This window comes from Pseudomonas sp. Marseille-QA0332 (genome assembly GCF_054950175.1).
In genome coordinates this window covers 1361486-1387231 of the sequence record NZ_CM143106.1, presented here as the reverse complement: position 1 = coordinate 1387231, position 25746 = coordinate 1361486, and the positions used below count along the sequence as shown (strand labels likewise).

Genomic DNA, 25746 nt, shown 5'->3' with positions numbered 1-25746 from the left:
GGCAGGGGTGAATCTTACGACCAAAGGCTGTTAACCTGCACGACTTTGCGGGTCACGGTGTGTCGCATCGCCAGCATTACGATCGATGCCAGGCATGACGACTATCGACGATCACCGATGGTGCGCCGGTGCAAGCCCGGATACAGTCGGTGGCAATATGAGGTTCAGACAGGCGAGGTATGCGATGTCACGCATGATCCGTTTCCACAAGTTCGGCGCCGCCGAGGTGCTCCGCTTCGAGGAGCGCCCCGAGCCGACCCCGGCGGCCGGCGAAGTGCAGGTGCGCGTGCAGGCCATCGGTATCAGCTGGTACGACGTGCTCTGGCGGCAGAACCTGGCGCCGTCCCAGGCCCGCCTGCCGGCCGGCATCGGCCATGAGATGGCTGGCATGGTCACGGCGGTGGGCGAGGGGGTCGACGACATCGCGGTCGGTGACCGGGTCGCCAGCTTTCCGGCGGCCAGCGCCAACGAACACCCGGTGTATGGCGAGGTCATCGTGCTGCCGCGCAATGCCATCACCCGCTACCCGGATACGCTCACGCCCATCGAGGCGAGCGTGCACTACACGCCGTTGCTGATCGCCTACTTCGCCTATGTCGACCTGGCCAAGGCCGTGGCCGGGCAGACCGCGCTGGTAACCGACGCCAGCCACTGCGCCGGGCCTGCCTTCGTGCAACTCGGCAAGGCCCTCGGGCTCAAGGTACTGGCGGTGACCAAGCAGCCGGAACAGCGCGACTATCTGCTCGAGCTTGGCGCCGACAAGGTCATCGTCACCGAGGAGCAGGACCTGCTCATGCAGGTGGCCAAGTACACCGACAACCGTGGCGTGGACATGGTCCTCGATGGTCTGGGCGGGCCGCAGATGTCCCTGCTCGGCGATGTCCTGGCGCCGCGCGGCAGCCTGGTGCTGTACGGGCTGCAGGGCGGCAACCAGACGCCGTTCCCGGCGTGCGCGGCATTCCAGAAGAACATCCGCTTCCACGTGCACTGCATCGGCAACTTCCTCGGCAAGCCGGAACTGGGCATCTGCCAGGACCAGGCCGCCCTGCAGCGCGCCCTGCACGAGATCAACCAGTTCACCGCCGACCAGCTGCTGAGCCCGCAGATCATCAAGGTTTATCCCTTCGAACGAGCAGTCGATGCCCACCGCTACATGGACGCTTGCCCGTGCGGCGGTCGTGTAGTGCTGGACCTGGCCCGCGACTGAGTCACGACTGACCCAGAACCCGAGCATCTTCTCGGGTTCTTCGATTTTTCCTACATGAATTTAAGTATCGGCTGATAACAGATGCCGCGGCTGATGCGTGCGTGGTCATTTAATCTTCGACAAGAGGAAAGTTCTCGGAAGTGGTAAGACAAATGCCACGGCTTGGGAGTTTCTGAATGGTTTTTTTATCGGGATCTGTATCTGTTATTCGTTCGGCAGGAATTGATAATGGCGCGATGATAGTCCGTTCTAGGGGCCTGGGGATGAAAGGCTTGGGCGCGAAAACCGAATGTTCCAGGCCACGAGGCCTGGCGCGCGCGATGCACTGTGGCGAAAGGTCGAGTCGCGAGCATCATTCGTTTCGAAACTTCCTAGGCACTTGTAGGAAAAGTCTTCAGATATACCACCTTTCCGGACATTCGCCGGTGGCAGGACGCACAGCAACCCTCGAGGAGATCGAATGAGATGACCAGCGCTATCCACGACCAAGCCATGCAATACATCTTCAAGCAAGTGCTGGAGCGGCTGCTCGATGGCATGAGCCAGGCGCAGCGAGCCTCCTTGCAACTGCTCATCCAGCGGCTGATGATCGCCGCCGGAGGGCCGGAGCGGATCGGCTCCTTCCGCTTGCTGGTTCTTTACAGCGGTGATCCGCACAGCTGCAATGTGCTGAGCTGGCTTCGAGCGGCGCAACTGAGCATTGCCAGCCGCTCGCCGGCGACCTTCGCCATGCGCGTGCTGGTGGCGCCGCGCATTGGCGGGTTCGGGGAGGCTGCAAGCCAGCATGGACGTTGCCTGGATACCTTGTTCCTGCAGGATGACCCGCGAGTGGAACTGCTGATGGTGGAAGGGCACGGCGTGGTGCCGTTCTGCTCCCGCCGGCTGATGTCGCTGCGGGTACAGCCCGCCGAGCGGGAAATGCTGCTGGCTTTCGGGCACCTCTGCGAAGGGCAGCCGCAAAGCCTGCTTGGCTGTTGGCAGCTGCTCGCGCAGGCCGAGACCTGCCGCCGGGTGCTGGACTGGAGAGGCGGCGTGGATGCGCTGGTCACCGGCATGCCCTTGCGCCAGCGCCAGCGCTTGCTGGCCTGGGCTCGACGTTGCCTGCGCCTGGCCGACCTGGCTTCGATCCTGCCGCCCGAGCAATGCGCACGCAGCCTGATCGAAGGCTTGGCCACCTTGCATGCGCAAATGGTCGGGCAGTGCCTCGATGGCGCTTCGCGAAGCTGCCTGGAGGCCTGGGACAGCAGGTCCGGGGCGTTCCTGCGAGTGATCGTCATCGATGACCTGATGCAGCCGCCATCAGCGAGACAGCCGAGCGAAGTGCCCGATGCGCCCTGGGCGGCAGCGACACCGGCCGGTGGCGCCTTGTCCGTCTGCTTCGACCCGTTGCTGGTGGCCCATGTCCATGGGCTGCATGCCGAATTGCACGAATGGACCGACTACGCCCAGGGCCTGGCCGAAGCGGGCTTGTCCGAGCGGCTTTCGGCGCAGCAGGCGCAGAGCTGGCGCAAGCAGGCCGAACGGGCCTTGATGATGACCCATGCGATCACCACGCCGCAGCTCAAGTGTCTGCTGTGTGCGCCGTTCACCGACCAGGGTGCGCGCCTGGAGGCGTTCGTCGAGCTTTGCTATCCGGAAATGCACGTGGCCTTGCCCTATCTGCACCTGGCACTGCAAGGACAGCGTTGCCCGGAAGCTGTCGCGCAGTGGCTGACGACCGCCAGTGGCCTGCCGCTGTCCAGGCTGCAGGCGCTCTATGCGTATGGCGCGCGACAAGCGAACAGTGCCCTGCTGGCATCGCTGGCGCGCCGCGACTGCGGCTTGCGCTATGTCGCGCCGCAGCGCCGCGGTGGCTCACGCGGCGCTGCGGGTCGGCGGCCTTGATGGGCAAGACCTGCGGGCGGGTGTTCGCCCATCAGGCGGTGTACCGCTACCTGGTGGAGCTGATCGAGCAGCCCAGGCCGTGTGGCGACCAGCGTCTGCCATCGCTGCGCGACCTGGCGCAGCGGCTGGACGTGTCGCTTTCGACCGTGCAGCATGCCTATGCTCGGCTGGAGCATGAAGGGCGGATCCGCTCGGTGCCAAGGTCCGGCTATTATGTGAACCGATCTGTCGGGCCGTTGCGCGCCGGCTCCCTGGGGCGGCTGCCGAGCGACCTGCCGCTGCCGGACCTGCCCGCGCTGGAGCATGCCCTGCTGGCCGAGGAGCGACGTCTGGCGCGCCAGCTGGCGCGGGCCGGGGGCGACCAGCGCCTGGCCGGCGACGTCATGCTGCGCAATGCCCTGGCCGCGCGCTATACCCGCGCGTCCCGCCACTGCTGGAGCGCTGGCGATGTGTGCCTGGCCACCGACCTGCAGGCCTTGCTGGAGACCGTCTTTGCCGTGCTGGGCTTCGCGGGGGCCACCGTGCTGGTGGCGTCGCCATGCAGCTGGCGATGGTTGCGCCTGTTGCAATGCGCCGGCGGCAAGCTGATCGAAATGCCGCTCGACCCGCATGGCCGCGCCGACCTCCAGGCGCTGGCGCAGTTGCTGGCGAGCGAGCCGGTGCGCCTGGCATCGTTGCCGTCGTGCCTGGCCGCCCCTCCCGGTCGCCGGGTCCCGGCGCAGGAGCAATTGGCGGTCGCCACGTTGCTCGAGCGACATGGCATCTGGTTGCTGGAGAACGACCTGGACAGCGAGCATTGCTTCGAGGAGCCGCCCGAGGCGCGCCTGCGCGACGCTGTGGATCCTGGCCGGTTGCTGGTGCTGGGCTCGTTGGAAGCGTATGCCGGCGCCGAGATGCCCTACGCCTACCTGCTCGGGCAGCAGGCAGACCTGCATGCAGCGATGGCCTTGCGCGACTTTCGTCTGCCGCCGCTGCGTCAGCAGGCGCTGGCCCGGTTGCTGGCCAAGGGGCAGGTCGATGGTCATCTGCGCCGGCTGCGCGAGGAGCTGGCAGCCCGCGCGGCTATCCTGGGTGCCCAACTGATCGACCGCTTCGGCGGCGCGCTGGCCTTCGAGGCGCCAGAAGGCGGGCGGGGCCTGTGGGTACGGCTGGCCCATGCGGTCGACGCGCAGCGCATCCTGGCGCTACCGCCTGTTGCGGGGCTGCGCATGATCCCTGGCGAATGCTTCAGCCTGCAGGGTCGCTACCGCGAACATCTGTCGCTGGCCTGGGAGGGTGGGGACCTCGAGCAGCTACGCCGAGCACTGGCCCGGCTCGCCGAGATCCTGGCTCGCTGCGGGCCGGGTGACCGTTGATCCAGGGCGCTTGCAGCCGTCGTCCTCTGTATGTATAACCAGTGACACGTTTCCCTGCCTGCCTGCACTTTCGTGATCGCTCATTCCGTCGAAGATCCTTTCTACTATCTGCACAACTTCCGACAGGTGCTTGGCTGGGTCGAGCTCCGTTACGCCGACCTGCTCGACCCCGAGGAGCGTGCCTTCATCGCCGGTTTCGGCCAGTTGCCACAAGCGGCGCAGGCCCTGCTGGTGCGCATGGTGATGCGCAAGGGCGAACTGTTTCGTACCGACAAGCTGGTCTACCCGGAAATCGGCTGCCCGCATGCCGCCCTCGAGCCGTTGCTGGCGGCCGGCTGGGTCTGCGACCAGGTCGAACTCGACCTTGAACAGCTGTTCGGCTTGTTGCGCAAGCAAGAGCTGACCCGCTGCTTCGCCGCCCGGCTGAGCCGGCCGCGTGGCCTCAAGGGCGAGCTGCTGGCCGAGCTGCAAGCGCTGCAGTTGGCCGCCCGGCCCATGCAGGCCTGGTACCCAGAGTTTGCCGAGCGCGTCGTGCAGTGGCGCCTGCAAGCGCTGTGCGACCGTCTGCGCCTGTTGTTCTTTGGCAATCTGTACCAGGACTGGTCCGAATTCGTCCTGGCGGACCTGGGCCTGCTGCGTTACGAGCAGGTCGCCTTCAGCGCCGATTCACGGGCCTTGCGCAGCCGGGCTGACCTCGAGCTGGCAATGGCGCTGCATCGTTGTGCCGAGCGCCTGGACCAGGGCGAACCGCTGGCGGTGGTGCTCGAGGCGCTGCCCGGCCTGTCTGGCGACAATCCCTGGCTGGCGCGACGCCGGTCGCGGCTGCTGTTCGCCCTGGGTCAACAGGCTGAACGCCTGGCACAGTGGCAGCAGGCCCAGGCGATCTATGCCGACTGCCAGCATCCGCAGGCACGTATCCGCCAGGTCCGCGTGCTCGAGCGCAGCGAGCGTTGGGCCGAGGCGCACGCCATGGCCGCGCGCATGGCCGAGGCGCCTGCCAATGCCCTCGAGGCGCAGGCCCTCGAACGCATGTTGCCCCGCCTGTCGCGCAAGCTCGGTGGCGCGCCGCGTTCGCGCCGGCGTACGCCACCGGCCAGGCTCATCGAAATGGTACTGCCTGCCGAACAGGCGCAGCTCGGGGTCGAGCGCGCGGTTCGCCAGCATCTGCAGCAGGAGGAGGGCGGCGAGGTGCACTACGTCGAGAACACCCTGTTCAACAGCCTGTTCGGGCTGCTGTGCTGGGAAGTGATCTTCTCGCCGGTACCGGGGGCATTCTTCCACCCCTTCCAGGGCGCGCCCCAGGATCTGCATGAAGCCGACTTCCAGCTGCGCCGCGCGGCCGCCTTCGACGCCTGCTTCGCCTTGCTCGAGCAAGGTGCCCATGGCGCGGCCATTCGGGCCTGCTATCAGGCCAAGCAGGGCTTGCAATCGCCTTTCGTGGCCTGGTCGGCATTGTCGCCGGCACTGCTCGAGCAAGCGCTGGCGTGCGTGCCGGCGGCGCACCTGAAGGCGTGCTTCGTGCGCCTGCTGCAGGACATCCGCAACAACCGCACCGGGATGCCGGACCTGATCCAGTTCTGGCCGGACGAAGGCCGTTATCGCATGATCGAGGTCAAGGGACCGGGGGATCGGTTGCAGGACAACCAGCTGCGCTGGCTGGAGTTCTGCCGCGAGCACGGCCTGCCGGTCGAAGTCTGTCATGTGCGCTGGGACACGCCGGCTCCATGAGCTATACCGTCGCGGTACGCGCCTTGTGCGAATTCAGCGCCAAGGAGGGCGACCTGGACTTGCGCTTCACGCCATCGCCCACCGCCCAGGAAGGCATCCTCGGGCATCGGCGAGTGGTGGCCAGGCGCGATCCTGGCTACGAGTCGGAGGTGGCCCTGGAGGGCCACTACCAAGGTTTGCGCGTACGGGGTCGCGCCGATGGCTACGATCCGGCGCGCAACCGCCTGGAAGAGATCAAGACCCATCGCGGCGACCTGACCCGCCAGCCGGCCAACCATCGACAGTTGCATTGGGCGCAGGCCAAGGTCTATGCCTGGCTGCTCTGCCAGGCGCGCGAGCTGGAGCGCATCGAGGTGGCGCTGGTCTACCTGGATGTCGACAGCGACCGCCAGACGCTGATCAGCGAAAGCTGGCAGGCCGTGGACCTGGAACGGTTCTTCGCCGCGACCTGCGAGCGCTTCCTGGCCTGGGCGCAGGCCCAGGAGCAACGTCTGGGCGAACGCAACCAGGGCTTGCAGGCCCTGGGCTTTCCATATCCGGCCTTTCGCCAGGGCCAGCGCCAACTGGCCGAGACCCTGTACAAGGCCGTCAGCACCGGGCGCTGCCTGATGGCTCAGGCCAGTACAGGCATCGGCAAGACCCTGGGTACCTTGTTCCCGCTGCTCAAGGCGACGGTACCGCAGCGGCTCGACAAGATCTTCTTCCTGACGGCCAAGACGCCAGGCCGGGTGCTGGCGCTCGATGCCATGCGCCAGATCACCCGGCATGCGCCGCAGCCGGCGCTGCGCGTGCTGGAGCTGATCGCCCGGGACAAGGCTTGCGAGCATCCCGACAAGGCCTGCCATGGCGAGTCCTGCCCATTGGCGCAAGGCTTCTACGATCGTCTGCCAGCGGCGCGGGTAGCGGCCGGCCGGGTAGGGCTGCTCGACCAGCGGGGCCTGCGCGAGGTCGCCCTGGCACACCAGGTGTGCCCGTACTATCTCGCCCAGGAAATGGCGCGCTGGGTCGATGTGCTGGTCGCCGACTACAACTACTACTTCGATGCCCATGCGTTGCTGTTCGGTCTGGCCCAGGCCAACCAATGGCGTACCGCGGTGCTGGTCGACGAAGCGCACAACCTGGTCGAACGGGGCCGGCAGATGTACAGCGCCAGCCTCGACCAGGGGCAGTTGCTCGCCTTGCGCCAGGCCAAGCCGGCCGGCCTGGCCAGCACGCTGGAGCGGCTCAACCGTGCCTGGAACGCGCTGTACAAGCCCCAGCTGGCACCCTATCAGGCCAGCCAGCAGTTGCCCGAAGAGATCCTGCGCGCGCTGCAGCAGTTCATCGGCCTGGTCCAGGAACGCATGAACCAGGCGCCGGACACCATCGAGCCGGACGTCCTGCGGTTCTATTTCCAGGCCCTGCAGTTCACCCGCGTGGCCGAGCTGTTCGACGAGCATTTCCTGTTCGATGTGAGCGTGCGCAACGGGCCGCGCCAGCGTCGGCTGGCCACGCTCTGCCTGCGCAACGTGGTACCGGCGCGCCTGCTGGCGCCCCGCATGACGGCAGCGCGTAGCGTGACCTTGTTCTCCGCGACACTGGGGCCGCGGCACTTCTATGCCGACCTGCTGGGCATGCCGACGGATACCGCCTGGCTGGAAGTGGCCGCGCCATTCAAGGCAGAGCAGTTGCAGGTGCGCATCGTCAGCCGGATCTCGACCCGCTACCACCAGCGCCGGGCCTCGCTCGCCCCGATCGTCGAGCTGATCGCCGAGCAGTACCAGCGCCAGCCTGGCAACTACCTGGCGTTTTTCAGCAGCTTCGAGTATCTCGACCAGGTCGCGCGCCTGCTCGCGCAGCGCTATCCGCTGATCCCCTGCTGGGAGCAGGCGCCGGGCATGGACGAGGCCGCTCGGGAATCATTCCTGGCGCGCTTCGTGCCCGAGGGGCGCGGGGTCGGTTTCGCGGTGCTCGGTGGAGCCTTCGGCGAAGGCGTGGACCTGCCCGGTTCACGGCTGATCGGTGCGTTCGTGGCGACCTTGGGACTGCCGCAGGTCAACCCGGTCAACGAGCAGTTCAAGCAGCGGCTGGGGCAGCAGTTCGGCGCAGGGTTCGATTATGCCTACCTGTACCCCGGCGTGCGCAAGGTGATCCAGGCCGCCGGCCGGGTGATTCGTGGCGACCAGGACAGCGGCGTGCTGGTGCTGATCGACGAACGCTTCGCCGAGGCTAGGGTCCGCCAGATGTTCCCGAGTTGGTGGCAGTATCCTGGAAGCGACGGCCAGGCAGGCTGATCGTGGTCGTCGCGCCGGTTGGAAACTCCCAGTACACTGCGTGTTCCAACCCCCCCCCACACTCCCAGACCACGAGGTTTTCATGACGCTCAGTCCTTTGGCAGGCAAGCCGGCACCAGCCAGTGTGCTGGTCGACATTCCCCGCCTGTTGACCGCTTACTATACCGGCCGTCCCGATGCCGGCGTGGCCTCCCAGCGGGTAGCCTTCGGCACCTCGGGCCACCGCGGTACATCCCTGGAATCGAGCTTCAACGAACATCATGTGCTGGCCATCACCCAGGCCATCTGCCTGTACCGCCAGGAAAAGGGCATCGACGGGCCGCTGTTCATCGGGGCCGATACCCATGCGCTGTCCGCGCCGGCCGCCGCCAGCGCGCTGGAGGTGCTGGCGGCCAACGGCGTGCAGGTGATGCTCTCCAAGGATGATGAATACACGCCGACCCCGGCAGTCTCCCACGCCATCCTCTGCTACAACCGCGACCGCAGCCAGGGGCTGGCCGATGGCATCGTCATCACGCCATCGCACAACCCGCCGCACAGTGGCGGCTTCAAGTACAACCCGCCCAACGGGGGACCCGCCGACAGTGACGTGACCAAGTGGATCGAGACCAAGGCCAACGAACTGCTGGCCGCGGGCCTGGAGGGGATCAAGCGCATGGCGCACGCCCAGGCACTGCGCGCCCCGACCACCCAGCGTCACGACTACCTCAAGCACTACGTGGACGACCTGCGGAACGTCATCGACTTCGAGGTGATCCGCAAGGCTGGCCTGCGCCTGGGCGTCGATCCGCTGGGGGGCGCCGGGGTCCGCTACTGGCAGGCCATCGCCGAGCGTTACCAGCTCGATCTCGAGGTGGTCAACCAGGAAGTCGACCCGACCTTCCGCTTCATGAGCGTGGACTGGGATGGACAGATCCGCATGGACCCTTCCTCGCCGTATGCCATGCAGGGCCTGATCGGCTTGCGTGAACGCTTCGACGTGGCCTTCGCCTGCGACCCCGATCATGACCGCCATGGCATCGTCACCGCCGATGGCCTGCTGCAGCCCAACAACTACCTGGCCGTGGCGATCGACTACCTGTTCCGTCATCGCCCACAGTGGCGCCAGGACGCGGCGGTCGGCAAGACCGTGGTCAGCAGCGGGCTGATCGACCGGGTCACCGCGCGTCTGGGGCGCCAGCTCCACGAAGTCCCGGTGGGCTTCAAGTACTTCGCCCAAGGGTTGTTCGACGGCTCGCTCGGCTTTGGCGGCGAGGAAAGCGCCGGGGCTTCGTTCCTGCGTATCGATGGCAGTGTCTGGGCCACCGACAAGGACGGCCTGATCCCGGCCCTGCTGGCCGCCGAGATGACCGCGCGCACCGGGCGCAATCCGAGCCAGGCCTATGCCGAGCTCACCCAGGCGCTGGGCAAGCCGTACGCCACGCGCGTCGAAGCCACGGCCGATGCGCGCCAGAAAGCGCTGTTGAGCAAGCTGGCACCGGAGCAGGTCAAGTCCACCGAACTGGCCGGCGAGCCCATCGAGCGGATCCTCAGTCACGCCCCCGGCAACGGCCAGGCCATCGGCGGGCTCAAGGTCATGACCGCCAACGGCTGGTTCGCCGCCCGCCCGTCCGGCACCGAGGATATCTACAAGATCTACGCGGAAAGCTTCATCGACGAAGCGCATCTGCAGCGCCTGGTGGCCGAGGCGCAGCAGCTGGTGGACGCCGCGATCGCCTGAGTGCGCCACGGCGGATGCCCTGCCCGGGGCATCCGCTGTCCCATGCAGCGCCGTGGCACGTCATGGGGCACGCTCACAGCACGGCCGTCTTTACCGTGACGTAGCCCTTGCCCGCCACGACGAGTTGGATCACTGTCTCCTCGCTGGAAACCTTCTGCTTGAGCTTGATCCGCACCCCCTCCACACCCAGCGCGCGCATCCGTGCGTGAATCGGCCTGCCGGTGGCGTCGAATAGGACCTGGTGCGCCAGCAGCTCGATGCGCTCGACCAGCTGGCGCGTCGGTTCATCGGTGGCGCAGAAGAACATCACCCCGCTCAGGTGCGGATCGTCGTCAGGGTTCGGTGTTTCCTGCGCCATGAGCTGGCGCAAGGCCTGGCGCAGTTCCCGCATGGGCTGCTCGAAGGGATTCATGGCAAGTTCTCTTCCAGATGGTGGAATGCGCCGGATGCCTGGCGTCTGGCAGGGCTGGATGATGTGCAGGCGGAGAGGGGACGACAACTCGACCGATTCCTAAAATCGTGTAGGACGTTTCTTTAAGAGATGCTGCGGCAACTTGGGTTTCTTCGTAGACCGCGTGAGAGGCCCCTGGCCAGAAGCCATGTCATCACATGCCAGCCCTGGTCAGCTTGGCAGGTTGAAAAATGATGGTTCCTGTGCAGGCTGTGCCAGCGAGGCGGAACGGTGGCGGTCTGACCGATCCTGGGTCTGGGTTGCGGACCATCGCGGCCGGTCCGGCGTCCCGGCGGCGGCCGCTCCCAGGTTTCCGAACCGTGCCTCCAGCGCCATCGATGGGGTTTGCACAGGCGGATCCGAGCGGCCGCGGCCGGGGCGCGAAGGCCTGCCAGGATCAGGCCCGGAACTGATCCATCAGGCCCTGTTGCTGGTTGGCCAGGCTGTTGAGCGACTGGCTGACCCGTGCTGCCTCGCTGGCCTGTCCGGACAGCGACTCGGTGACGTCGCGGATGCTGGCAATGTTGTGGTTGATTTCCTCGGCGACCGCCGATTGTTCCTCTGCGGCGCTGGCGATCTGCAGGTTCATGTCGGTGATCACGCTCACCGCCTGGCCAATGCGCTGCAAGGCGGTGACTGCCTGGCCGACTTGTTCGACGCTGCCCTGGGCCTGGCGCTGGTTGCCGTCCATGGCCTCGACCACCTCGCGAGTCCCGGCTTGCAGGGTCTCGATCACCTGGCGGGTTTCCTCCACCGATTCCTGGGTCCGGCGCGCCAGGTTGCGCACCTCGTCGGCGACGACCGCGAAGCCTCGCCCGGCTTCGCCGGCACGTGCCGCCTCGATGGCCGCGTTGAGCGCCAGCAGGTTGGTCTGTTCGGCGATCGAGCGGATCACTTCCAGTACCGTGCCGATCTTTTCGCTGCTGTGCGCCAGGCCGGTCACCTGAGTCATGGCACTGCTGATCTCGGCGGCCAGGGCATCGATGCCATGGGTCGTGCGGTCGATCACCTCGAGCCCCTCGCGGGTCGCCTGGTCGGCATCACGCGCGGCCTGCGCCGCCTGCGCGGCGCTACGCGCCACGTCCTGGGCGGTGGCGCTCATTTCGTTCGAGGCAGTGGCAGCCTGGTCGACCTGACGGTACTGCTGCTCCATGCCGGCGCTGGTCTGGCTGGCGATGGCGGCGGACTGGTCGGCGGTGCCACGGGCCGCCTGCACCGACTGCTTCACTTCGGCGATGGTCGGCTGCAACTTGTCGAGGAAGCGGTTGAACCAGCCGGCCAAGGTGCCTAGCTCGTCGCGCTTGTCGTAATGCAGACGGCGCGTCAGGTCGCCTTCGCCGCTGGCGATGTCCTCGAGCATGGCCGCCACGCCAAGGATCGGGCGCGTCACGCCACGTGCCAGCAGCCATACCAGCAGCAGTCCAAGTAGCGCCGCGGCCAGGCCCAGGGCCAGTTCCATGAGGGTCGCGCGGGTATTGAGCTGATCGAGTTCCTGCTGGAGTACCTCGGCAGGACCGGTCAGGGCGCTGTGCGGAGCATCGAGCAACACGCCCCACGGCTTGCCGCCAGGGACCGGGGCGAAGGCCGCGAGCACTTTCAGGCGCTGGTCGCCATCGAGGATGTTCAGCGGCTTGCGCTCGCCCAGCAGGCGAACCAGCTCGGCGCCCTGGGCCAGGTCGACCTGCTCCAGGCGCTGGCCCAGCCGGGCCGGGTCGGCGCTGTAGCCGGCCAGCAGGCCGGTTGGGCTGAGGATGCCGACCTGGGTGCGGCCTTGGTAGAGGCTGGCACTGGCCTGCTTGCTAAGCGCTTGCAGGCTGTCGAGACTGATGTCCACGGAAAGCGTGGCGATCACCTTGCCGTCGACCATCAGTGGCGAGACGATGCTGGTCATCAACACCTGCTGGCCTTCGATCGGGTAGAAGTAGGGTTCGGTCACGCACACCTGGCCGGTGGCATGGGGGCAGGCCCACCAGGTATTGGCCGGCTCGCCGCTGGGTCCGATGCTGCTGTCGGCGATGTCGCGTTCCGGCAGCGCCGTGGCGCTCAGCTGGCCGGCACGTGGCTGCGACCAGTACAGGGCGAAACGGCCGCGCTCGTTGCTGCCCATCGCGGCCTGGCCAGTGAACAGCGCGTCCTGGCTGTCCAGCGCATCGGGCTCGAAGACCAGCGACAGGCCGAGCAAGTCTGGGTTGTCCTTCAGCACACCGCCTACCTGACGGGTCATTTCCTGGCGCAGTGCCTGCGCGCCCAGCAGCCCCTTGCCGGCCTGCTCGCGCATGAACAGCACTTGGCGGGTTAGGCCAGCGCCATACTGATAGGCATCCATGAACTGACGACGAATCTTCAGCGCCTGCGCCTCGCCCTGTGACTCGAGGCGGGCCTGGGCCACTTCGGAGAGCATGCGCATGCTGCTCGACTTGACCATCTCCGAGCTGTGCTGCATGCGGTACAGCGACAGGCCGACGAGCAGAGTGACGATGGCGGCCAGGCACAGGCCCGCCAGCAGGGTGATCTTCCACTGGATGGAAAGTCGACGCGACAGCATGGAAACTCCCGATTGCGCTAGGGTCGTGTATGTACGGCCTATCGGCGCTGGCTGGTTTTTCTTGATGCTGGCATTGCGCTGGCTGCGCCTGTCGACCCGACCGGGCGCACGCCGGGGCGGGCCGGCGCTTTGACAACCCCGCCGCTGTGCTTCAGAGTGTGCGCCCTTCGCAAATCCATCTTCCAGGCCCGACTGCTGCCTGTCGGCACGCATTGTCGGAGCCTTGGCTTTTCGTCTGTTGCAAGAGGTAGATCATTCCCATGAATGCAGTCATTGCCGCGGTTGGCGTCATGCTGATACTGAGCCTGTCCCGCGTGCATGTGGTCATCGCGCTGATCGTCGGGGCGCTGGTTGGAGGCCTGGTCGGTGGGCTAGGTGTCGAGGGCACGCTGGCGGCGTTCAATGCCGGCCTGGGGGGAGGCGCCTCGGTGGCGCTGTCCTACGCGCTGCTCGGCGCGTTCGCCGTGGCGATCGCCAAGTCCGGGTTGGCGCATGCCTTGGCTGACCGGGCCTTGGGCATGATCCAGAGGCAAGGGCAGGGCGAGGGCGGCAAGGTCAAATGGCTGCTGATCGGCCTGATGCTGGTGGTGGCCATTTCCTCGCAGAATCTGTTGCCGATCCACATTGCCTTCATTCCGTTGCTGGTACCGCCATTGCTGTACGTGCTGAGCCGCCTGAAGATCGACCGTCGTCTGGTCGCCTGTGTGATCACCTTCGGCCTGATCACGCCCTACATCTTCCTCCCGGTAGGCTTCGGCAACATCTTCCTCAACCAGATCCTGCTGGCTAACGTGAGCCGTGCCGGGGTCGATGTCAGCGGCGTGAACGTCACCCATGCCATGGCCATCCCGGCTGCTGGCATGCTGGCCGGGCTGTTGCTGGCGGTGTTCGTCAGCTACCGGCGCAAGCGTGAGTACGACATGGCGCGCATCGAGAAAGTCGAACAGGTTGCCATCCGCTACAACCCGATGACCTTGCTGGTGGCGGGCCTGGCCATCGTCTGCGCGTTCGTCGTGCAGTTGTGGCTCGACTCGATGATCATCGGCGCCATGGTCGGTTTCCTGATCTTCTCGCTGTCGGGCATCGTGCGCTGGAAAGATACCGATGACCTGTTCACCGAAGGCATGAAGATGATGGCCATGATCGGCTTCATCCTGATCGCCGCGTCCGGCTTCGCCGAGGTGATGAAGGCGACTGGGGAGGTCAAGGCGCTGGTGCTGACCGCGGCCGAGTGGATCGACCACAGCAAGGGCGTGGGCGCCTTGCTCATGCTGCTGGTAGGGCTGCTGGTGACCATGGGCATCGGTTCGTCGTTCTCCACGGTCCCGATCCTGGCAGCGATCTTCGTGCCGCTGTGCGTGCAGCTGGGCTTCGATCCGTTGGCCACCGTGTGCATCGTCGGCACCGCAGGTGCCTTGGGAGACGCGGGTTCGCCGGCCTCGGACTCGACCCTGGGACCGACCTCCGGCCTCAATGTCGACGGCCAGCACCATCATATCTGGGATACCGTGGTGCCGACCTTCATCCACTACAACCTGCCCTTGCTCGCCTTCGGCTGGCTGGCGGCGATGGTGCTCTGAGTCCGCTTCCACCGCCTGCGTTTCAGCGGCGGGCCGGTGCCGGGGAACTTCGGTCGAGGCGTTGAGGGGGCGGCGCGTTCGCGCCGGTCCTTGCCGGTATGGCGCAAGAACGGATAGGCAGCCGGTTGACTGGAAGGGCAGGGCGATGGCGAGTCACCATGGCATTCTCTTTCCATGGCCAGGCCATTGACGGCAACGCTGGCGGAAGGGAAACGTAGCGAGCTAACGAAGTCTTTGACAATCGCTGCCTAGGCAGTAATATTAAAATACAAATTCTCAGTGAGCCTTTCATGTCCCATTTCACACCGGACAACTTTCACAGTTGCGCCATCGGCTTGCTGCTTGGGCGCGCGTCGATCGTCAAGGACCGCATCCTCGACGGCCACCTGGAGGCGCATGGCGTCACCGCCGCGCAGTTCAAGGTGCTGATCATCGTCACCCAGTACCAGGTGGATACCCCGGCAGAGCTGTGCCGCTACCTTGGGCTGGACAGCGGCTCGATGACCCGCATGCTCGACCGCCTGGAGCACAAGGGGTTGGTCCAGCGGCAGCGTCGTCCGGACGACCGTCGCCAAGTGCGCCTGGTGTTGACCGAGGAGGGACAGCGACTGGCCGATCGCCTGCCACAGATCGGCGCCGCGGCGATGAATGACCTTGTCGGCGCGCTCGAGCTGGATGAGCTGCGCACCCTCGAAGGCTTGCTGGCCAAGCTGCTGCTCAAGGCCGGTGACCCCCTGACGATTCGCCGTTTCGGCGATCGCTGAATCCTGACCCAGATCATCCAAGGTATTTCCCATGGCCACTCCCGCGGACACCACCACCCAATCCCCGGCGCCCGGACCCTCACGCAAGCGCAAGCCCCTGTTGCTCGGCTTGCTCTTGCTGGTCGTGCTTGGGGCCCTAGGCGCCTGGGCCTGGCATGCCCTGTACGGGCGCTGGTACGAAAGTACCGATGATGCCTACGTCAACGGCAACGTGGTGGAGATCACGCCGCTGGTGACCGGGACGGTAACCAGTATCGGTGCCGATGACGGCGATCTGGTCCAGGCCGGCCAGGTACTGCTGCGCTTCGACCCCAGCGACAGCGAAGTCGCGCTGCAGGCGGCCAAGGCCAGCCTGGCGCGTACCGTGCGCCAGGTACGCGGGCTGTACAGCAATGTCGATGCGCTCAAGGCGCAAGTGCAGAGCCGCCAGGCAGAGTTCAAGAAGGCGCGCGAGAATTACAACCGGCGCAAGGTCCTGGCCGACAGCGGAGCGATCGCCGCCGAAGAGCTCTCGCACGCCCGTGACGACCTGGCCGCGGCGCAGAGTGCGCTCGACAGCGCGCGCCAGCAGTTGGCTACCAGCACGGCGCTGGTCGACGATACCGTGGTGTCTTCCCACCCCGAGGTGATGGCCGCGGCGGCGGATGTGCGTCAGGCTTTCCTGGCGCATGCGCGCACGACCTTGCTGGCGCCAGTGACCGGGCATGTGGCCAAGCGCACGGTGCAACTCGGCCAGCGCCTGCAACCGGGCACGGCGACCATGGCGGTGATCCCGCTGGACCAGGTATGGATCGATGCCAACTTCAAGGAAACCCAGTTGCGTGACATGCGCATCGGCCAGCCCGTCGAGATCAGCGCCGATCTCTATGGCGGTGACGTGCACTACCATGGCACGGTCGACAGCCTGGGGGCGGGCACGGGCAGTGCCTTTGCCTTGCTGCCGGCGCAGAATGCCACGGGAAACTGGATCAAGATCGTCCAGCGGGTACCGGTGCGTATCCATCTGGACGCCCGCGAACTCAAGGAACATCCACTGCGCATCGGCCTGTCCACCGACGTGCAAGTCGACTTGCATGACCAGAGCGGCCCAGTCCTGGCCCAGCAGCCACCGCGGCAACCGACCTTCACCACGCAAGTCTACGATCGCCAGCTGGCCGAGGCTGACGAACTGATCGCCCAGCTGATCCATGACAACAGCGCCGCCAGCGGCAAGACGGCGCAACGATGAGCGATCAGGCACCGGCGCAGTTCACGCCTCCGAGCCTGCTGCTGAGCACCATAGGCCTGTCGCTGGCGACCTTCATGCAGGTGCTCGACACCACCATCGCCAACGTGGCCTTGCCGACCATTTCCGGCAACCTTGGGGTCAGCTACGAGCAGGGCACCTGGGTCATCACTTCGTTCGCCGTGAGCAATGCCATCGCCTTGCCGTTGACCGGCTGGCTGAGCCGCCGTTTCGGCGAGGTCAGGCTGTTCTTCTGGGCGACGCTGCTGTTCGTGCTCGCTTCGTTCCTGTGCGGCATTGCCCAGTCGATGCCGGAGCTGGTCGGTTTCCGGGTCTTGCAGGGCGTCGTGGCGGGGCCATTGTATCCGATGACCCAGACCTTGCTGATTGCGATCTATCCCCCGGCCAAGCGCGGCATGGCCCTGGCCTTGCTGGCCATGGTCACGGTGGTCGCGCCGATCGCCGGGCCGATCCTCGGCGGCTGGATCACCGATAGCTACAGCTGGCCCTGGATCTTCTTCATCAATGTGCCGATCGGCCTGTTCGCCGCCGCGGTGGTGCGCCAGCAGATGCGTAGCCGTCCAGTGGTCACCAGCCGCCAGCCGATGGACTACATCGGCCTGCTCACGCTGATCGTCGGGGTCGGTGCCTTGCAGGTGGTGCTGGACAAGGGTAATGACCTGGACTGGTTCGAGTCGCCGTTCATCATTGGCGGTAGCCTGGTGTCACTGGTGTTCCTGGCGATCTTCGTGATCTGGGAGCTGACCGACCGCCATCCGGTGGTCAACCTGCGGCTGTTCGTGCACCGCAATTTCCGCATCGGCACCCTGGTGCTGGTTGGCGGGTACGCCGGCTTCTTCGGCATCAACCTGATCCTGCCGCAATGGCTGCAGACCCAGATGGGCTATACCCCGACCTGGGCTGGCTTGGCGGTGGCGCCCATCGGCCTGCTGCCAGTGATCATGTCGCCCTTCGTCGGCAAGTACGCGCATCGCTTCGACCTGCGCGTGCTGGCAGCGCTGGCGTTCCTGGCGATCGGCGGCAGCTGCTACATGCGGGCGGGCTTCACCAGCCAGGTCGACTTCCAGCATATCGCGCTGGTGCAGTTGTTCATGGGCATCGGCGTGGCGCTGTTCTTCATGCCGACGCTAAGCATCCTGCTGTCCGACCTGCCGCCGCAGCAGATCGCCGACGGCTCGGGCCTGGCCACCTTTCTGCGAACCTTGGGCGGCAGTTTCGCGGCTTCCCTGACCACCTGGATCTGGATTCGTCGCGCCGACCAGCACCATGCCTATCTGGGCGAGCATGTCAGTCTGTACGAGCCGGCGACCCGGCATGCCCTGGACACGCTCGGCGGGGCCAACCTGCACAGCTATGCCCAGCTCGAGCAGATCATCAACGGCCAGGCCTACATGATGTCGACCGTCGACTACTTCACCTTGATGACCTGGGTCTTCGCCGGTCTGATCCTGCTGGTCTGGTTCGCCCGGCCACCGTTCTCGGCCAAGCCTGCGCCAGGCTCCGGCGGCCACTGAAGCCGGTGCCTCAGCCCTTGGCTGGCAGCGAGTGGATGATCCTGCCCAAGGTCTCGATCGCCTGCTCTTCACTGGCCCCCCAGGGGCTGCCGTAGTTCAGGCGGATACAGTTGGCGAAGCCGCGGGTCGGCGAGAAGATCGGCCCTGGCGCCACGCTGATGCCCTGGGCCAGGGCGATCTTGAACAGTTGCAGCGAATCGACCTGCTCCGGCAGCTCGAGCCAGAGGAAATAGCCGCCTGACGGTTGGCTGACTCGGGTCTGCGCCGGGAAGTGTCGGCCGATCGCTGCCAGCATGCTGGCCTGCTGGCTCTCCAGCGCATAGCGCAGGCGCCGCAAGTGCCGATCGTAGCCTCCGTGCTGGAGGTAGTCGGCGATCGCGGCCTGGGCTGGCATGGAGGCGCACAGCGAGGTCATCAGCTTGAGTCGCTCGACTTTCTGCGCGAAACGTCCGGCCGCCACCCAGCCGACACGGTAGCCGGGCGCCAGGCTCTTGGCGAAAGACCCGCAATGCAGCACCAGGCCATCGGTATCGAAGGCCTTGGCCGGCTTCGGTGCCTGTTGCGAGTAATACAGCTCGGCATAGACATCGTCCTCGATCAGCGGCACCTGATGCCGACGCAGCAGCTCCACCAGCGCCTGCTTGCTGGCGTCGGGCATGCTGGCGCCGACCGGGTTCTGGAAGCTGGTCATGCACCATACGGCCTTGACCGGGTGGCGTTCCAAGGTCTGTGCCAGCACCGCCAGGTCCATGCCCTGGCGTGGATGCACCGGAATCTCCACGGCCTTGAGCTTGAGACGCTCGAGGATCTGCAGGCAGGCATAGAAGGCCGGCGCCTCGATCGCTACCAGGTCCCCCGGACCGGTGACCGCTTGCAGGCACAGGTTCAGCGCTTCGAGGGCGCCATTGGTGATCAGCAGTTCATCCATCGGTAGTACCAGGCCAGCGACCATGTAGCGCAGGGCGATCTGCCGGCGCAGCTGGGGATTGCCCGGCGACAGGTCGCTGACCACCATGCGCGGGTCCATGTTGCGACTGGCGCTGGCCAGCGAACGCGCCAACCGCTGCAACGGGAACAGGGTCGGACTTGGGAACGCCGAGCCGAACGGTACCGTGTGCGGGTCCTTGATCGAGTCGAGGATGGAAAAGACCAGGCTGCTGACGTCCACCTCGGTGGACTGGCTGGCCGGTTGCAGTTGTACCGGCTCGCTGAATGGCTGGGTGACGTGATTGTTGACATAGTAGCCCGAGCGCGGCCTGGCCCTGATCAGGCCGCGTCGCTCCAGCAGGTAGTACGCCTGGAACACCGTCGATGGGCTCACGCCATGGGTCTGGCTGGCATAGCGCACCGACGGGACACGCTGTCCAGGCCCCAGCACGCCGGAGCGGATCAGTTCGGCAATATCGTCGGCAAAGCGTTCGTAGCGTTTCATCTGGACTCGGCGGCTGGAAGAAGGGAGGCGGCGCGGTGCCTGAACGATCAAGGCACGGGCGATCGCCTCGGCCGCTCGCTGTGGCGATGGTAGCGCCGTGCGACGCTTGCGGCACAGACTCACTTGGCGCGAACGAAACCATATCAGATTGTCCTGCGCTCATCCGCCTGGCCTGCGCCAAGGCTGGCGGGCTCGCTTGCCATGGCCGTCTCGCCTGGGAGGGCACTCCCTTCGTGCGTGACGGTCCATGTTCTACATGGAACAGTCCGGGAGGGCACGATGGCGTCTTGGCAGGAATCTGTCTGGGAAGTGCTGCAGGCCGAATTCGCCGATCTTGCCGACGTGGGGGAGGTGACACGTATCATCGTTCGCCTGCTCATGGCGGCCTTGCTTGGTGCCGTGCTCGGTTTCGAGCGCGAAAGCCGTGGCAAGTCGGCTGGTGTCCGTACGCACATGCTGGTCTCGCTGGGCGCGGCCTTGTTCGTGCTCGCGCCGAGCATGGCTGGCGCCGACGAGGAGGCGCTCAGCCGGGTCATCCAGGGCATCGTCGCAGGGATCGGCTTCCTGGGTGCCGGGACCATTCTCAAGGGCAACGGCATCGACACCAGCCATGTGAAGGGACTGACCACCGCGGCGGGCCTGTGGATGACGGCCGCCATCGGCACCGCTGCTGGCATGGGCCGCGAGGCGACGGCGCTGGCCAGCACCCTGCTGGCGCTGCTGGTGCTTGGCAGCATGCCGGTACTGGTGGAGAAGGTGGCCGCACAGACCGAAGAGAAGAAAAAGGAAGAGGACGCAAAGCACTGAGGGGAGCCGAAGCCCCCCTCAAAGCGTTGTTGCCTGCTCTTTATTATTGTTGAGACGGCCCATTGTTGTTCTTGTCAGCCTTGCCTCGGTATCGCATGCGGCCCCCATTCGGGACCAAGAGCAAACGTATTTTTTTGAGCGCTGACCTGCATCCATCCGCGGATCCGATCCTGACCGCCACTACCTCGAGGTAGTCTTGTTGTTCTGTGCCAGGCCGCGAGGGTTACCCTCCGGGACGCGTGTCGACTCCAAAAAAATCTGCTTGCTACGTCTCTGCCGTGTTGTTCTTGTTATGTCAGAGTCGCCATCTGTTGTTCTTGTTGGGTATCACGTTTTTGTTTTTGTTATGTCAGAGAGAAAGCAGATGCCGTGCCAACTTCAAAAAAATCTTTTAAATCAGCGGGTTAAAATTTTTATCCACTTCGTCGCGCTTCTGCTTCGATTCATTTTGTTTCCCTGTTACCCGCTTGCGCCCTGCCGGGGTGCGGGGGCGGTAACACTTTGGTCATAGTCGCAAGCCACTGGCTCAAGCCACAGGCAAAAGCAGACCGGCGTCGCGGTCTCGCTCTTGCTTGCAGCCCACGGCTCACCGATCGACGTCGACGACGATCCGCCCCCGCACCTGCCCGGCAAGCAGACGGTTGGCCGTTGCGATGACCTCATCCAGGCCAATCTCCTCGGTGATGAGGTCCAGCTGGGGCAGGTCCAGGGCATCGGCCAGGCGCTGCCAGGCCTCGATGCGACGCTGGTAGGGCTGAGTCACGCTGTTGATGCCCAGCAGGCTGACACCGCGCAGGATGAAGGGCGCCACCGACGCCGGGAAATCCATGCCCTGGGCCAATCCGCAGGCGGCGACAGCGCCTTCGGCCTGGGTGCCGGCGCAGACGTTGGCCAGGGTATGGCTGCCGACCGAATCGATGGCGCCGGCCCAACGCTCCTTGCTCAGCGGGCGACCGGGCGAGGACAGTTCCGAGCGTTCGATGATGCGGCTGGCACCCAGCTGCTCGAGGTAGCCGGCTTCTTGCATCCGGCCGGTAGCAGCGATCACTTCGTAACCGGCCCGCGCCAGCAGGCTGATGGCGAAGCTGCCGACGCCGCCACTGGCCCCGGTGACCAGGATTGGCCCGTGCTGCGGTTGCAGGCCGTGGTGCTGCAAGGCCATCAGACAGAGCATGGCGGTATAGCCGGCGGTGCCGATGGCCATGCACTGGCGCTCGTCCAGCCCAGCCGGCAATGGGATCAGCCAGTCGCCTTTGAGCCGCGCCCGCTGCGCCAGGCCGCCCCAGTGACTCTCGCCGACCCCCCAGCCATTGAGCAACACGCGGTCGCCAGCCTGGTAGGCGGGATGGCTGCTGTGCTCGACCGTACCGGCCAGGTCGATGCCTGGCACCATGGGAAACTGCCGGACCACCGGGCTCTTGCCGCTGATGGCCAGGCCATCCTTGTAGTTCAGCGTGCTGTAGGCGACCCGGACGGTGACATCGCCGTCGGGCAGGCGGGCGTCTTCCAGCTCGGCAAGTTCGACCTTCTGCTCGTGTTCGTGCTTGTCGATCAGGATTGCCTTGTACATCGGTGTTCTCCTTCGTGAGCCATCGTGGCGATTGCGCTTGGTGCATGATGATGATGCCGGCAAGCGCCACGCGATACTGCACTTTTTGCCGATGCGAGGCTCTATGCAGGGCAAGGCCTGGCCGATTCCCGGCGTGGCCACCGATCGTCGACCTTGTCTCATGCCTGTCCGTGTCTCTTACCGCGCCCGTCGCCTGCTACTGCCAGGCCTGCTGCTCTGCCTGGCCGGCTGTACCCAGCAGCAAGGCCGGGACATCGTCAACCAGCTGGGTGCAGGCACGCCACGCGAACTGTTCCAGACCAGCGTCGACCGCATGGCCACGCTGGCCATGCAGGACAACCTGCAAAGCCTGTACGTGCTGATGGACAAGCTCTATCTGCGCAATCCCAACCAGTTGCAGCGGTCGGGCTTCGTCGATGCGGCCACGGCCGAGCGGCAGATTCGTCTTGCCATCGAGCAGCGCCGGCCGCTGCCGCAGCTAGGCCAGCGCCGCGACCTGGCTGCCTTGAGCTATGCGCTCGATCCGCAATTTCGCGGTGATCGGGTCGGCGCGTTCATCTACGCGATCGGCAGCATGCTGATCACCGCCCATGGCGGCCGCACCGAGTTCTTCATGACCGATACCATCGACCCGCTGTTCGTCAACAATGCGGCGCGCAATATCGAGAAGGCCACCTGGATGCTCGGCCAGCGCCAGGATGCCAACGGCGTGCTGCTGCTGTTTTCCAACGAAATCTCGGAAGAGGGCAGCAACCTGAGCTTCGCCGTGGAGTTCGGCAAGATCGTCGCGCGGCTCGACCTGATTGCCCAGATGCTCGACGAGCGCTACCGGCGTATCGGTCTGAACTACGCCCAGAGCCTGCTGTTCATGAATTTCCTGCCCGTGCAGTGACGCTTACAGCAAGGCATCGATGGCCTGGCGGTACTGCCGGCCCGCCACGCGCATGCTGTTGTTGTGGCTGGCGCCAGGGACCAGCAGCAAGGTCTTGGGCTGCGGCGCGGCATCGAACAGGGTCTGGCTGAAGCGTGGCGGCACGTAGCGGTCGTCCAGGCCATGCACCAGCAGCAAGGGCATGCCGATGTCCTGGATCTTGTCCAGCGAATCGAATTTCTGCGACAGCAACCAGCGGATCGGCAGGCTGGTATCGGCCACCGCGGCGGCGACATCGCCCAGCGAGGTGAAAGTCGATTCGAGGATCAAGCCGCGTACCGGCACCTCCTTGCCTGCTTTGCGTGCCTGGCGCGAAAGCTCCGCGGCGAGGTCCACGGCGATCGCGCCGCCTAGGGAATGGCCGAAGATCAGGCGCTTGGCTGGGGAAGGCTGGAGTTCGGCGAAGCGCTCCCAGGCAATGCGCGCGTCTTCATAGACCGAGGCTTCCGATGGCAGGCCGCCACGGCTCTGGCCGAAGCCGCGATAGTCGATGGCCAGGACCGAGTAGCCCATGGCGTGCAGCTGCTCGATACGCAACAGCTGGCCGGTGAGATTCCAGCGCACGCCGTGCAGGTAGAGCACCGCCGGTGCATCGCTGCGCCTGGCTGGCCACCACCAGGCATGCAGGCTCTGCCCTTTGTCGAAGCTGCGCGGGCGCAAGTCCAACTCCTGGACACCTGCCGGCAGCCCATGGAACCAGCTGGCCGGGCCAGGTTCGATACGGAATACCAGTTCGCGCTCCTTGTGCTGCAGCACGCCACAGCCCGCCGGTAGCCCCACTACCAGCACAATCGCGATCGACCAGCTCAGCCAGCGACGCTTGAACGATGTACGCAACGCGTTGACCATGGACAACTCCGCCTGGCGGCCCCAGAGGCTGGCAGCCAATACGATACCAGTCTCTGCGCCACCGCGCAGTTCATGAGCGCTATGCCGCCAGGGCTGGCGGGCCCGGACGTCGTGGCCCATCGACGTGGCGGGACTGGCCCGATGGCCCTGCGCACTAGCCGGCCTGCGCCGCTAGCCAGGCGTGAATCTGTGGCAGGGTCGCGGTAGCGCCTCCGCAGACGATCACCAAGGGCTGTCGATAGTCCTTGAGCGCGCCGCTCTGATAGGCCACCGCCAGGGCAGCACCACAGGCGGGCTCGACCAGCAGCCGGTGGTCGAGCAGGAAGCGCTCGCAAGCCTCGAGGGCTTCGCGGTCACTGACCAGGCGGCTGACGACCGGATGGCGCCTGGTGCATTCCAGGGCCTGACGCGCCACGCGCTTGGCACCGAGCGAGGTGGCGATCGAGTCGATCCGCTCCAGTTCGACCAGATCGTCGGCCTCCATCGCCGCGCGCAACGAAGCTGCGCCATGGGTTTCCACCGCCACCACCGGCACCTCGTTCCAGCCATTGCGCTGCAAACCTTCGACCACGCCGCTGAGCAGGCCGCCACCGCCGACCGACAACACCACGGCATCAGGCTTGAAGGAGCTTTCGGCGACCTCGTCGATCAGGCTGGCATGGCCGGCCCAGAGCAGCGGGTCGTCGAATGGATGGATGAAGGCGTCGTCCGGGCCTACCAGGCTCTGCGCCAGCTCGTTGGCTTCTTGCCAGGAGCTGCCATGGACGATCACCTTGGCACCTTCCAGTTGCAGCAGTGCCTTGGCCCGCTCGGTGGTGGTCTGCGGGACGACCACGGTGACCGCGACGTCCAGGTGCCGACCGGCATACGCCACGGCCAGGCCAGCGTTGCCGCCGGAAGACGAAACGAAGTGCCTGGCGCCATGCTGGTGGTGGACCTGACAGGCGTGGCCGACGCCGCGCAGCTTGAACGAGCCGCAGGGTTGCAGGGCATCGAGCTTGAGCCAGGTCTGACGCCCTGCAGCCAGCGTCAATGGACGGGATTCGATCAAGGGCGTGTGGATATGCAAGGGCATGCGAAGCTCCGGTGGCAGGCGCAAGGGATCAGTCTCGGGCGGCGCTGTCGGCGCCGCGCAGTTGCTCGAGGTAGTTGTAGACGGTATAGCGGGTCACCCCCAGGGCCGAGGCTGCTTTTTCCACACCGCCCTTGACGATGAACAGGCCGCGCTCCTGCATGACGCGCACTGCCTCGCGCTTGGCGGCCTTGTTCATGCGACCCTGGCCGCAGCGCTGCAGGGCATCGGCGATGATCTGGTTCATCAGCGCGGCCAGGTCGCCTGGCTCGGCGCCTGCCTGGTCGAACGCCGCTATTCGGGCGGACGTTGCGCCCAGTGGCTGCAGACCGTGCAGAAGGTCCAGCGCGGCTTGTAGGCCCCCGAGGTCGGTGTTGATGCACAGGCTGGCGAAGGGGCGTCCGTGGCTATCTCGGAACAAGGCAGTGGCGCTTCGCAGCGTGCGTCCCTTGAGGTGGGTCGGGTAGTCGGGAACGACCACCGGCTGGCAGTCGTCCTGTCGCTCGCAGGCACGCATCAGGGCCTGGAAACCCTGGTCCTGTTCTGGCGCGGCGAGGATCGGGCTGCCTACGGCGCGCCCCGAGACATGACCATTGACGATGGCGACCACCGAATGCTCCGGGTCGTCCAGGTCGTGCAGGAGGATCTCGACGTTGCGTCCGATGACGCTTTCCAAGGCCTGGAGGGTGGCCTTGAGGGTAGTGAAGACCAGCTGGCGCTCGTGGAAATGATCGGGGACGGTCATTGGTGGAATTCAACACCATGTAGAATTGCTACATGATGTTGAAATTCCAGGCGAGCGTCAAGCCGATAGCTCG

At 65.7% G+C, this 25746-nt stretch carries 19 protein-coding genes and 1 pseudogene; 12 read left to right on the top strand and 8 right to left on the bottom strand.

Features of this window, described 5'->3' with window-relative positions; genetic code table 11:
- Positions 1–184 precede the first annotated feature (184 nt).
- From ACY8GK_RS06510 to pgm, 6 genes are all read left to right on the top strand, one after another.
- Positions 185–1207, top strand: a complete 1023-nt coding sequence (locus ACY8GK_RS06510; protein ID WP_462402637.1) for a zinc-dependent alcohol dehydrogenase family protein — start codon at positions 185–187, stop codon at positions 1205–1207.
- 465 nt (positions 1208–1672) lie between these two features.
- Positions 1673–3091: a hypothetical protein gene (locus tag ACY8GK_RS06505; protein WP_462402636.1), complete on the top strand. Its 1419-nt coding sequence runs from the start codon at positions 1673–1675 to the stop codon at positions 3089–3091.
- Positions 3091–4446, top strand: coding sequence for an aminotransferase-like domain-containing protein (locus tag ACY8GK_RS06500; protein ID WP_462402635.1), 1356 nt, complete (start codon positions 3091–3093; stop codon positions 4444–4446). The genes ACY8GK_RS06505 and ACY8GK_RS06500 overlap by 1 nt, the downstream gene beginning before the upstream one ends.
- A gap of 72 nt (positions 4447–4518) precedes the next feature.
- Positions 4519–6174: a VRR-NUC domain-containing protein gene (locus tag ACY8GK_RS06495; RefSeq protein ID WP_462402634.1), complete on the top strand. Its 1656-nt coding sequence runs from the start codon at positions 4519–4521 to the stop codon at positions 6172–6174.
- Positions 6171–8447, top strand: coding sequence for an ATP-dependent DNA helicase (locus ACY8GK_RS06490; RefSeq protein ID WP_462402633.1), 2277 nt, complete (start codon positions 6171–6173; stop codon positions 8445–8447). The genes ACY8GK_RS06495 and ACY8GK_RS06490 overlap by 4 nt, the downstream gene beginning before the upstream one ends.
- An 82-nt stretch (positions 8448–8529) precedes the next feature.
- On the top strand, positions 8530–10167 hold the full coding sequence (gene pgm / locus ACY8GK_RS06485) for a phosphoglucomutase (alpha-D-glucose-1,6-bisphosphate-dependent) (RefSeq protein WP_462402632.1): 1638 nt from the start codon (positions 8530–8532) through the stop codon (positions 10165–10167).
- A 73-nt stretch (positions 10168–10240) separates the two neighbouring features.
- On the opposite strand, the gene ACY8GK_RS06480 is transcribed toward pgm, so the two are convergent.
- From ACY8GK_RS06480 to ACY8GK_RS06470, 3 genes and pseudogenes are all read right to left on the bottom strand, one after another.
- Positions 10241–10579, bottom strand: coding sequence for a hypothetical protein (locus ACY8GK_RS06480; RefSeq protein WP_196178414.1), 339 nt, complete (start codon positions 10577–10579; stop codon positions 10241–10243).
- 436 nt (positions 10580–11015) lie between these two features.
- Positions 11016–11771 (bottom strand): methyl-accepting chemotaxis protein, encoded by a 756-nt coding sequence (locus ACY8GK_RS06475; RefSeq protein WP_462402988.1) that lies wholly within the window; start codon positions 11769–11771, stop codon positions 11016–11018.
- Between the two features lie 102 nt (positions 11772–11873).
- Positions 11874–12842 (bottom strand): annotated as a pseudogene (locus ACY8GK_RS06470) (methyl-accepting chemotaxis protein); the annotation flags it as partial.
- Between the two features lie 581 nt (positions 12843–13423).
- On the opposite strand from ACY8GK_RS06470, the gene ACY8GK_RS06465 reads away from it, so the two are divergent.
- The 4 genes from ACY8GK_RS06465 to ACY8GK_RS06450 all read left to right on the top strand — a co-directional run bounded on the left by ACY8GK_RS06465 (position 13424) and on the right by ACY8GK_RS06450 (position 18267).
- Positions 13424–14743: a Na+/H+ antiporter family protein gene (locus tag ACY8GK_RS06465; protein WP_462402631.1), complete on the top strand. Its 1320-nt coding sequence runs from the start codon at positions 13424–13426 to the stop codon at positions 14741–14743.
- A gap of 290 nt (positions 14744–15033) precedes the next feature.
- Positions 15034–15507 carry a MarR family winged helix-turn-helix transcriptional regulator gene (locus ACY8GK_RS06460; RefSeq protein ID WP_462402630.1) on the top strand — a complete coding sequence of 158 codons (474 nt, stop codon included), beginning with the start codon at positions 15034–15036 and terminating at the stop codon, positions 15505–15507.
- Positions 15508–15538: 31 nt separating this feature from the next.
- Positions 15539–16735 (top strand): HlyD family secretion protein, encoded by a 1197-nt coding sequence (locus ACY8GK_RS06455; RefSeq protein WP_462402629.1) that lies wholly within the window; start codon positions 15539–15541, stop codon positions 16733–16735.
- Complete coding sequence (locus tag ACY8GK_RS06450) at positions 16732–18267, top strand: DHA2 family efflux MFS transporter permease subunit (RefSeq protein WP_462402628.1); 1536 nt, start codon at positions 16732–16734, stop codon at positions 18265–18267. Before ACY8GK_RS06455 ends, ACY8GK_RS06450 begins: the two co-directional genes overlap by 4 nt.
- A gap of 10 nt (positions 18268–18277) precedes the next feature.
- On the opposite strand, the gene mapR is transcribed toward ACY8GK_RS06450, so the two are convergent.
- A complete protein-coding gene (mapR, locus tag ACY8GK_RS06445) occupies positions 18278–19699 on the bottom strand; it encodes a GntR family transcriptional regulator MpaR (protein WP_196178426.1) in 1422 nt (473 codons plus the stop codon).
- A 279-nt stretch (positions 19700–19978) separates the two neighbouring features.
- On the opposite strand from mapR, the gene ACY8GK_RS06440 reads away from it, so the two are divergent.
- Positions 19979–20506 (top strand): MgtC/SapB family protein, encoded by a 528-nt coding sequence (locus ACY8GK_RS06440; RefSeq protein WP_196178428.1) that lies wholly within the window; start codon positions 19979–19981, stop codon positions 20504–20506.
- Positions 20507–21092: 586 nt separating this feature from the next.
- Here ACY8GK_RS06440 and acuI read toward each other — a convergent pair.
- Positions 21093–22076: an acrylyl-CoA reductase (NADPH) gene (gene acuI / locus ACY8GK_RS06435; protein WP_196178430.1), complete on the bottom strand. Its 984-nt coding sequence runs from the start codon at positions 22074–22076 to the stop codon at positions 21093–21095.
- A gap of 160 nt (positions 22077–22236) precedes the next feature.
- Between acuI and ACY8GK_RS06430 the strand changes: the two genes are divergently transcribed.
- Positions 22237–22968, top strand: coding sequence for a hypothetical protein (locus ACY8GK_RS06430; RefSeq protein WP_462402627.1), 732 nt, complete (start codon positions 22237–22239; stop codon positions 22966–22968).
- Between the two features lie 3 nt (positions 22969–22971).
- Here the strand turns inward: ACY8GK_RS06430 and ACY8GK_RS06425 are convergent, their stop codons facing one another.
- The 3 genes from ACY8GK_RS06425 to ACY8GK_RS06415 form a co-directional block, all read right to left on the bottom strand.
- Positions 22972–23856 carry an alpha/beta hydrolase gene (locus tag ACY8GK_RS06425; RefSeq protein WP_462402626.1) on the bottom strand — a complete coding sequence of 295 codons (885 nt, stop codon included), beginning with the start codon at positions 23854–23856 and terminating at the stop codon, positions 22972–22974.
- A 154-nt stretch (positions 23857–24010) separates the two neighbouring features.
- Positions 24011–24931 carry a pyridoxal-phosphate dependent enzyme gene (locus ACY8GK_RS06420; protein ID WP_196178435.1) on the bottom strand — a complete coding sequence of 307 codons (921 nt, stop codon included), beginning with the start codon at positions 24929–24931 and terminating at the stop codon, positions 24011–24013.
- A 28-nt stretch (positions 24932–24959) separates the two neighbouring features.
- On the bottom strand, positions 24960–25673 hold the full coding sequence (locus ACY8GK_RS06415; RefSeq protein WP_462402625.1) for a helix-turn-helix transcriptional regulator: 714 nt from the start codon (positions 25671–25673) through the stop codon (positions 24960–24962).
- Between the last annotated feature and the right edge of the window lie 73 nt (positions 25674–25746).

Excerpts from the sequence above, each read along its gene's own strand:
- ACY8GK_RS06510 (WP_462402637.1), top strand. The coding sequence starts at position 185 with ATGTCACGCATGATCCGTTTCCACAAGTTCGGCGCCGCCGAGGTGCTC.
- ACY8GK_RS06505 (WP_462402636.1), top strand. The coding sequence starts at position 1,673 with ATGACCAGCGCTATCCACGACCAAGCCATGCAATACATCTTCAAGCAA.
- ACY8GK_RS06500 (WP_462402635.1), top strand. The coding sequence starts at position 3,091 with ATGGGCAAGACCTGCGGGCGGGTGTTCGCCCATCAGGCGGTGTACCGC.
- ACY8GK_RS06490 (WP_462402633.1), top strand. The coding sequence starts at position 6,171 with ATGAGCTATACCGTCGCGGTACGCGCCTTGTGCGAATTCAGCGCCAAG.
- pgm (WP_462402632.1), top strand. The coding sequence starts at position 8,530 with ATGACGCTCAGTCCTTTGGCAGGCAAGCCGGCACCAGCCAGTGTGCTG.
- ACY8GK_RS06480 (WP_196178414.1), bottom strand. The coding sequence starts at position 10,579 with ATGAATCCCTTCGAGCAGCCCATGCGGGAACTGCGCCAGGCCTTGCGC.
- ACY8GK_RS06475 (WP_462402988.1), bottom strand. The coding sequence starts at position 11,771 with ATGGAGCAGCAGTACCGTCAGGTCGACCAGGCTGCCACTGCCTCGAAC.
- ACY8GK_RS06465 (WP_462402631.1), top strand. The coding sequence starts at position 13,424 with ATGAATGCAGTCATTGCCGCGGTTGGCGTCATGCTGATACTGAGCCTG.
- ACY8GK_RS06460 (WP_462402630.1), top strand. The coding sequence starts at position 15,034 with ATGTCCCATTTCACACCGGACAACTTTCACAGTTGCGCCATCGGCTTG.
- ACY8GK_RS06455 (WP_462402629.1), top strand. The coding sequence starts at position 15,539 with ATGGCCACTCCCGCGGACACCACCACCCAATCCCCGGCGCCCGGACCC.
- ACY8GK_RS06450 (WP_462402628.1), top strand. The coding sequence starts at position 16,732 with ATGAGCGATCAGGCACCGGCGCAGTTCACGCCTCCGAGCCTGCTGCTG.
- mapR (WP_196178426.1), bottom strand. The coding sequence starts at position 19,699 with ATGAAACGCTACGAACGCTTTGCCGACGATATTGCCGAACTGATCCGC.
- ACY8GK_RS06440 (WP_196178428.1), top strand. The coding sequence starts at position 19,979 with ATGGCGTCTTGGCAGGAATCTGTCTGGGAAGTGCTGCAGGCCGAATTC.
- acuI (WP_196178430.1), bottom strand. The coding sequence starts at position 22,076 with ATGTACAAGGCAATCCTGATCGACAAGCACGAACACGAGCAGAAGGTC.
- ACY8GK_RS06430 (WP_462402627.1), top strand. The coding sequence starts at position 22,237 with ATGCCTGTCCGTGTCTCTTACCGCGCCCGTCGCCTGCTACTGCCAGGC.
- ACY8GK_RS06425 (WP_462402626.1), bottom strand. The coding sequence starts at position 23,856 with ATGGTCAACGCGTTGCGTACATCGTTCAAGCGTCGCTGGCTGAGCTGG.
- ACY8GK_RS06420 (WP_196178435.1), bottom strand. The coding sequence starts at position 24,931 with ATGCCCTTGCATATCCACACGCCCTTGATCGAATCCCGTCCATTGACG.
- ACY8GK_RS06415 (WP_462402625.1), bottom strand. The coding sequence starts at position 25,673 with ATGACCGTCCCCGATCATTTCCACGAGCGCCAGCTGGTCTTCACTACC.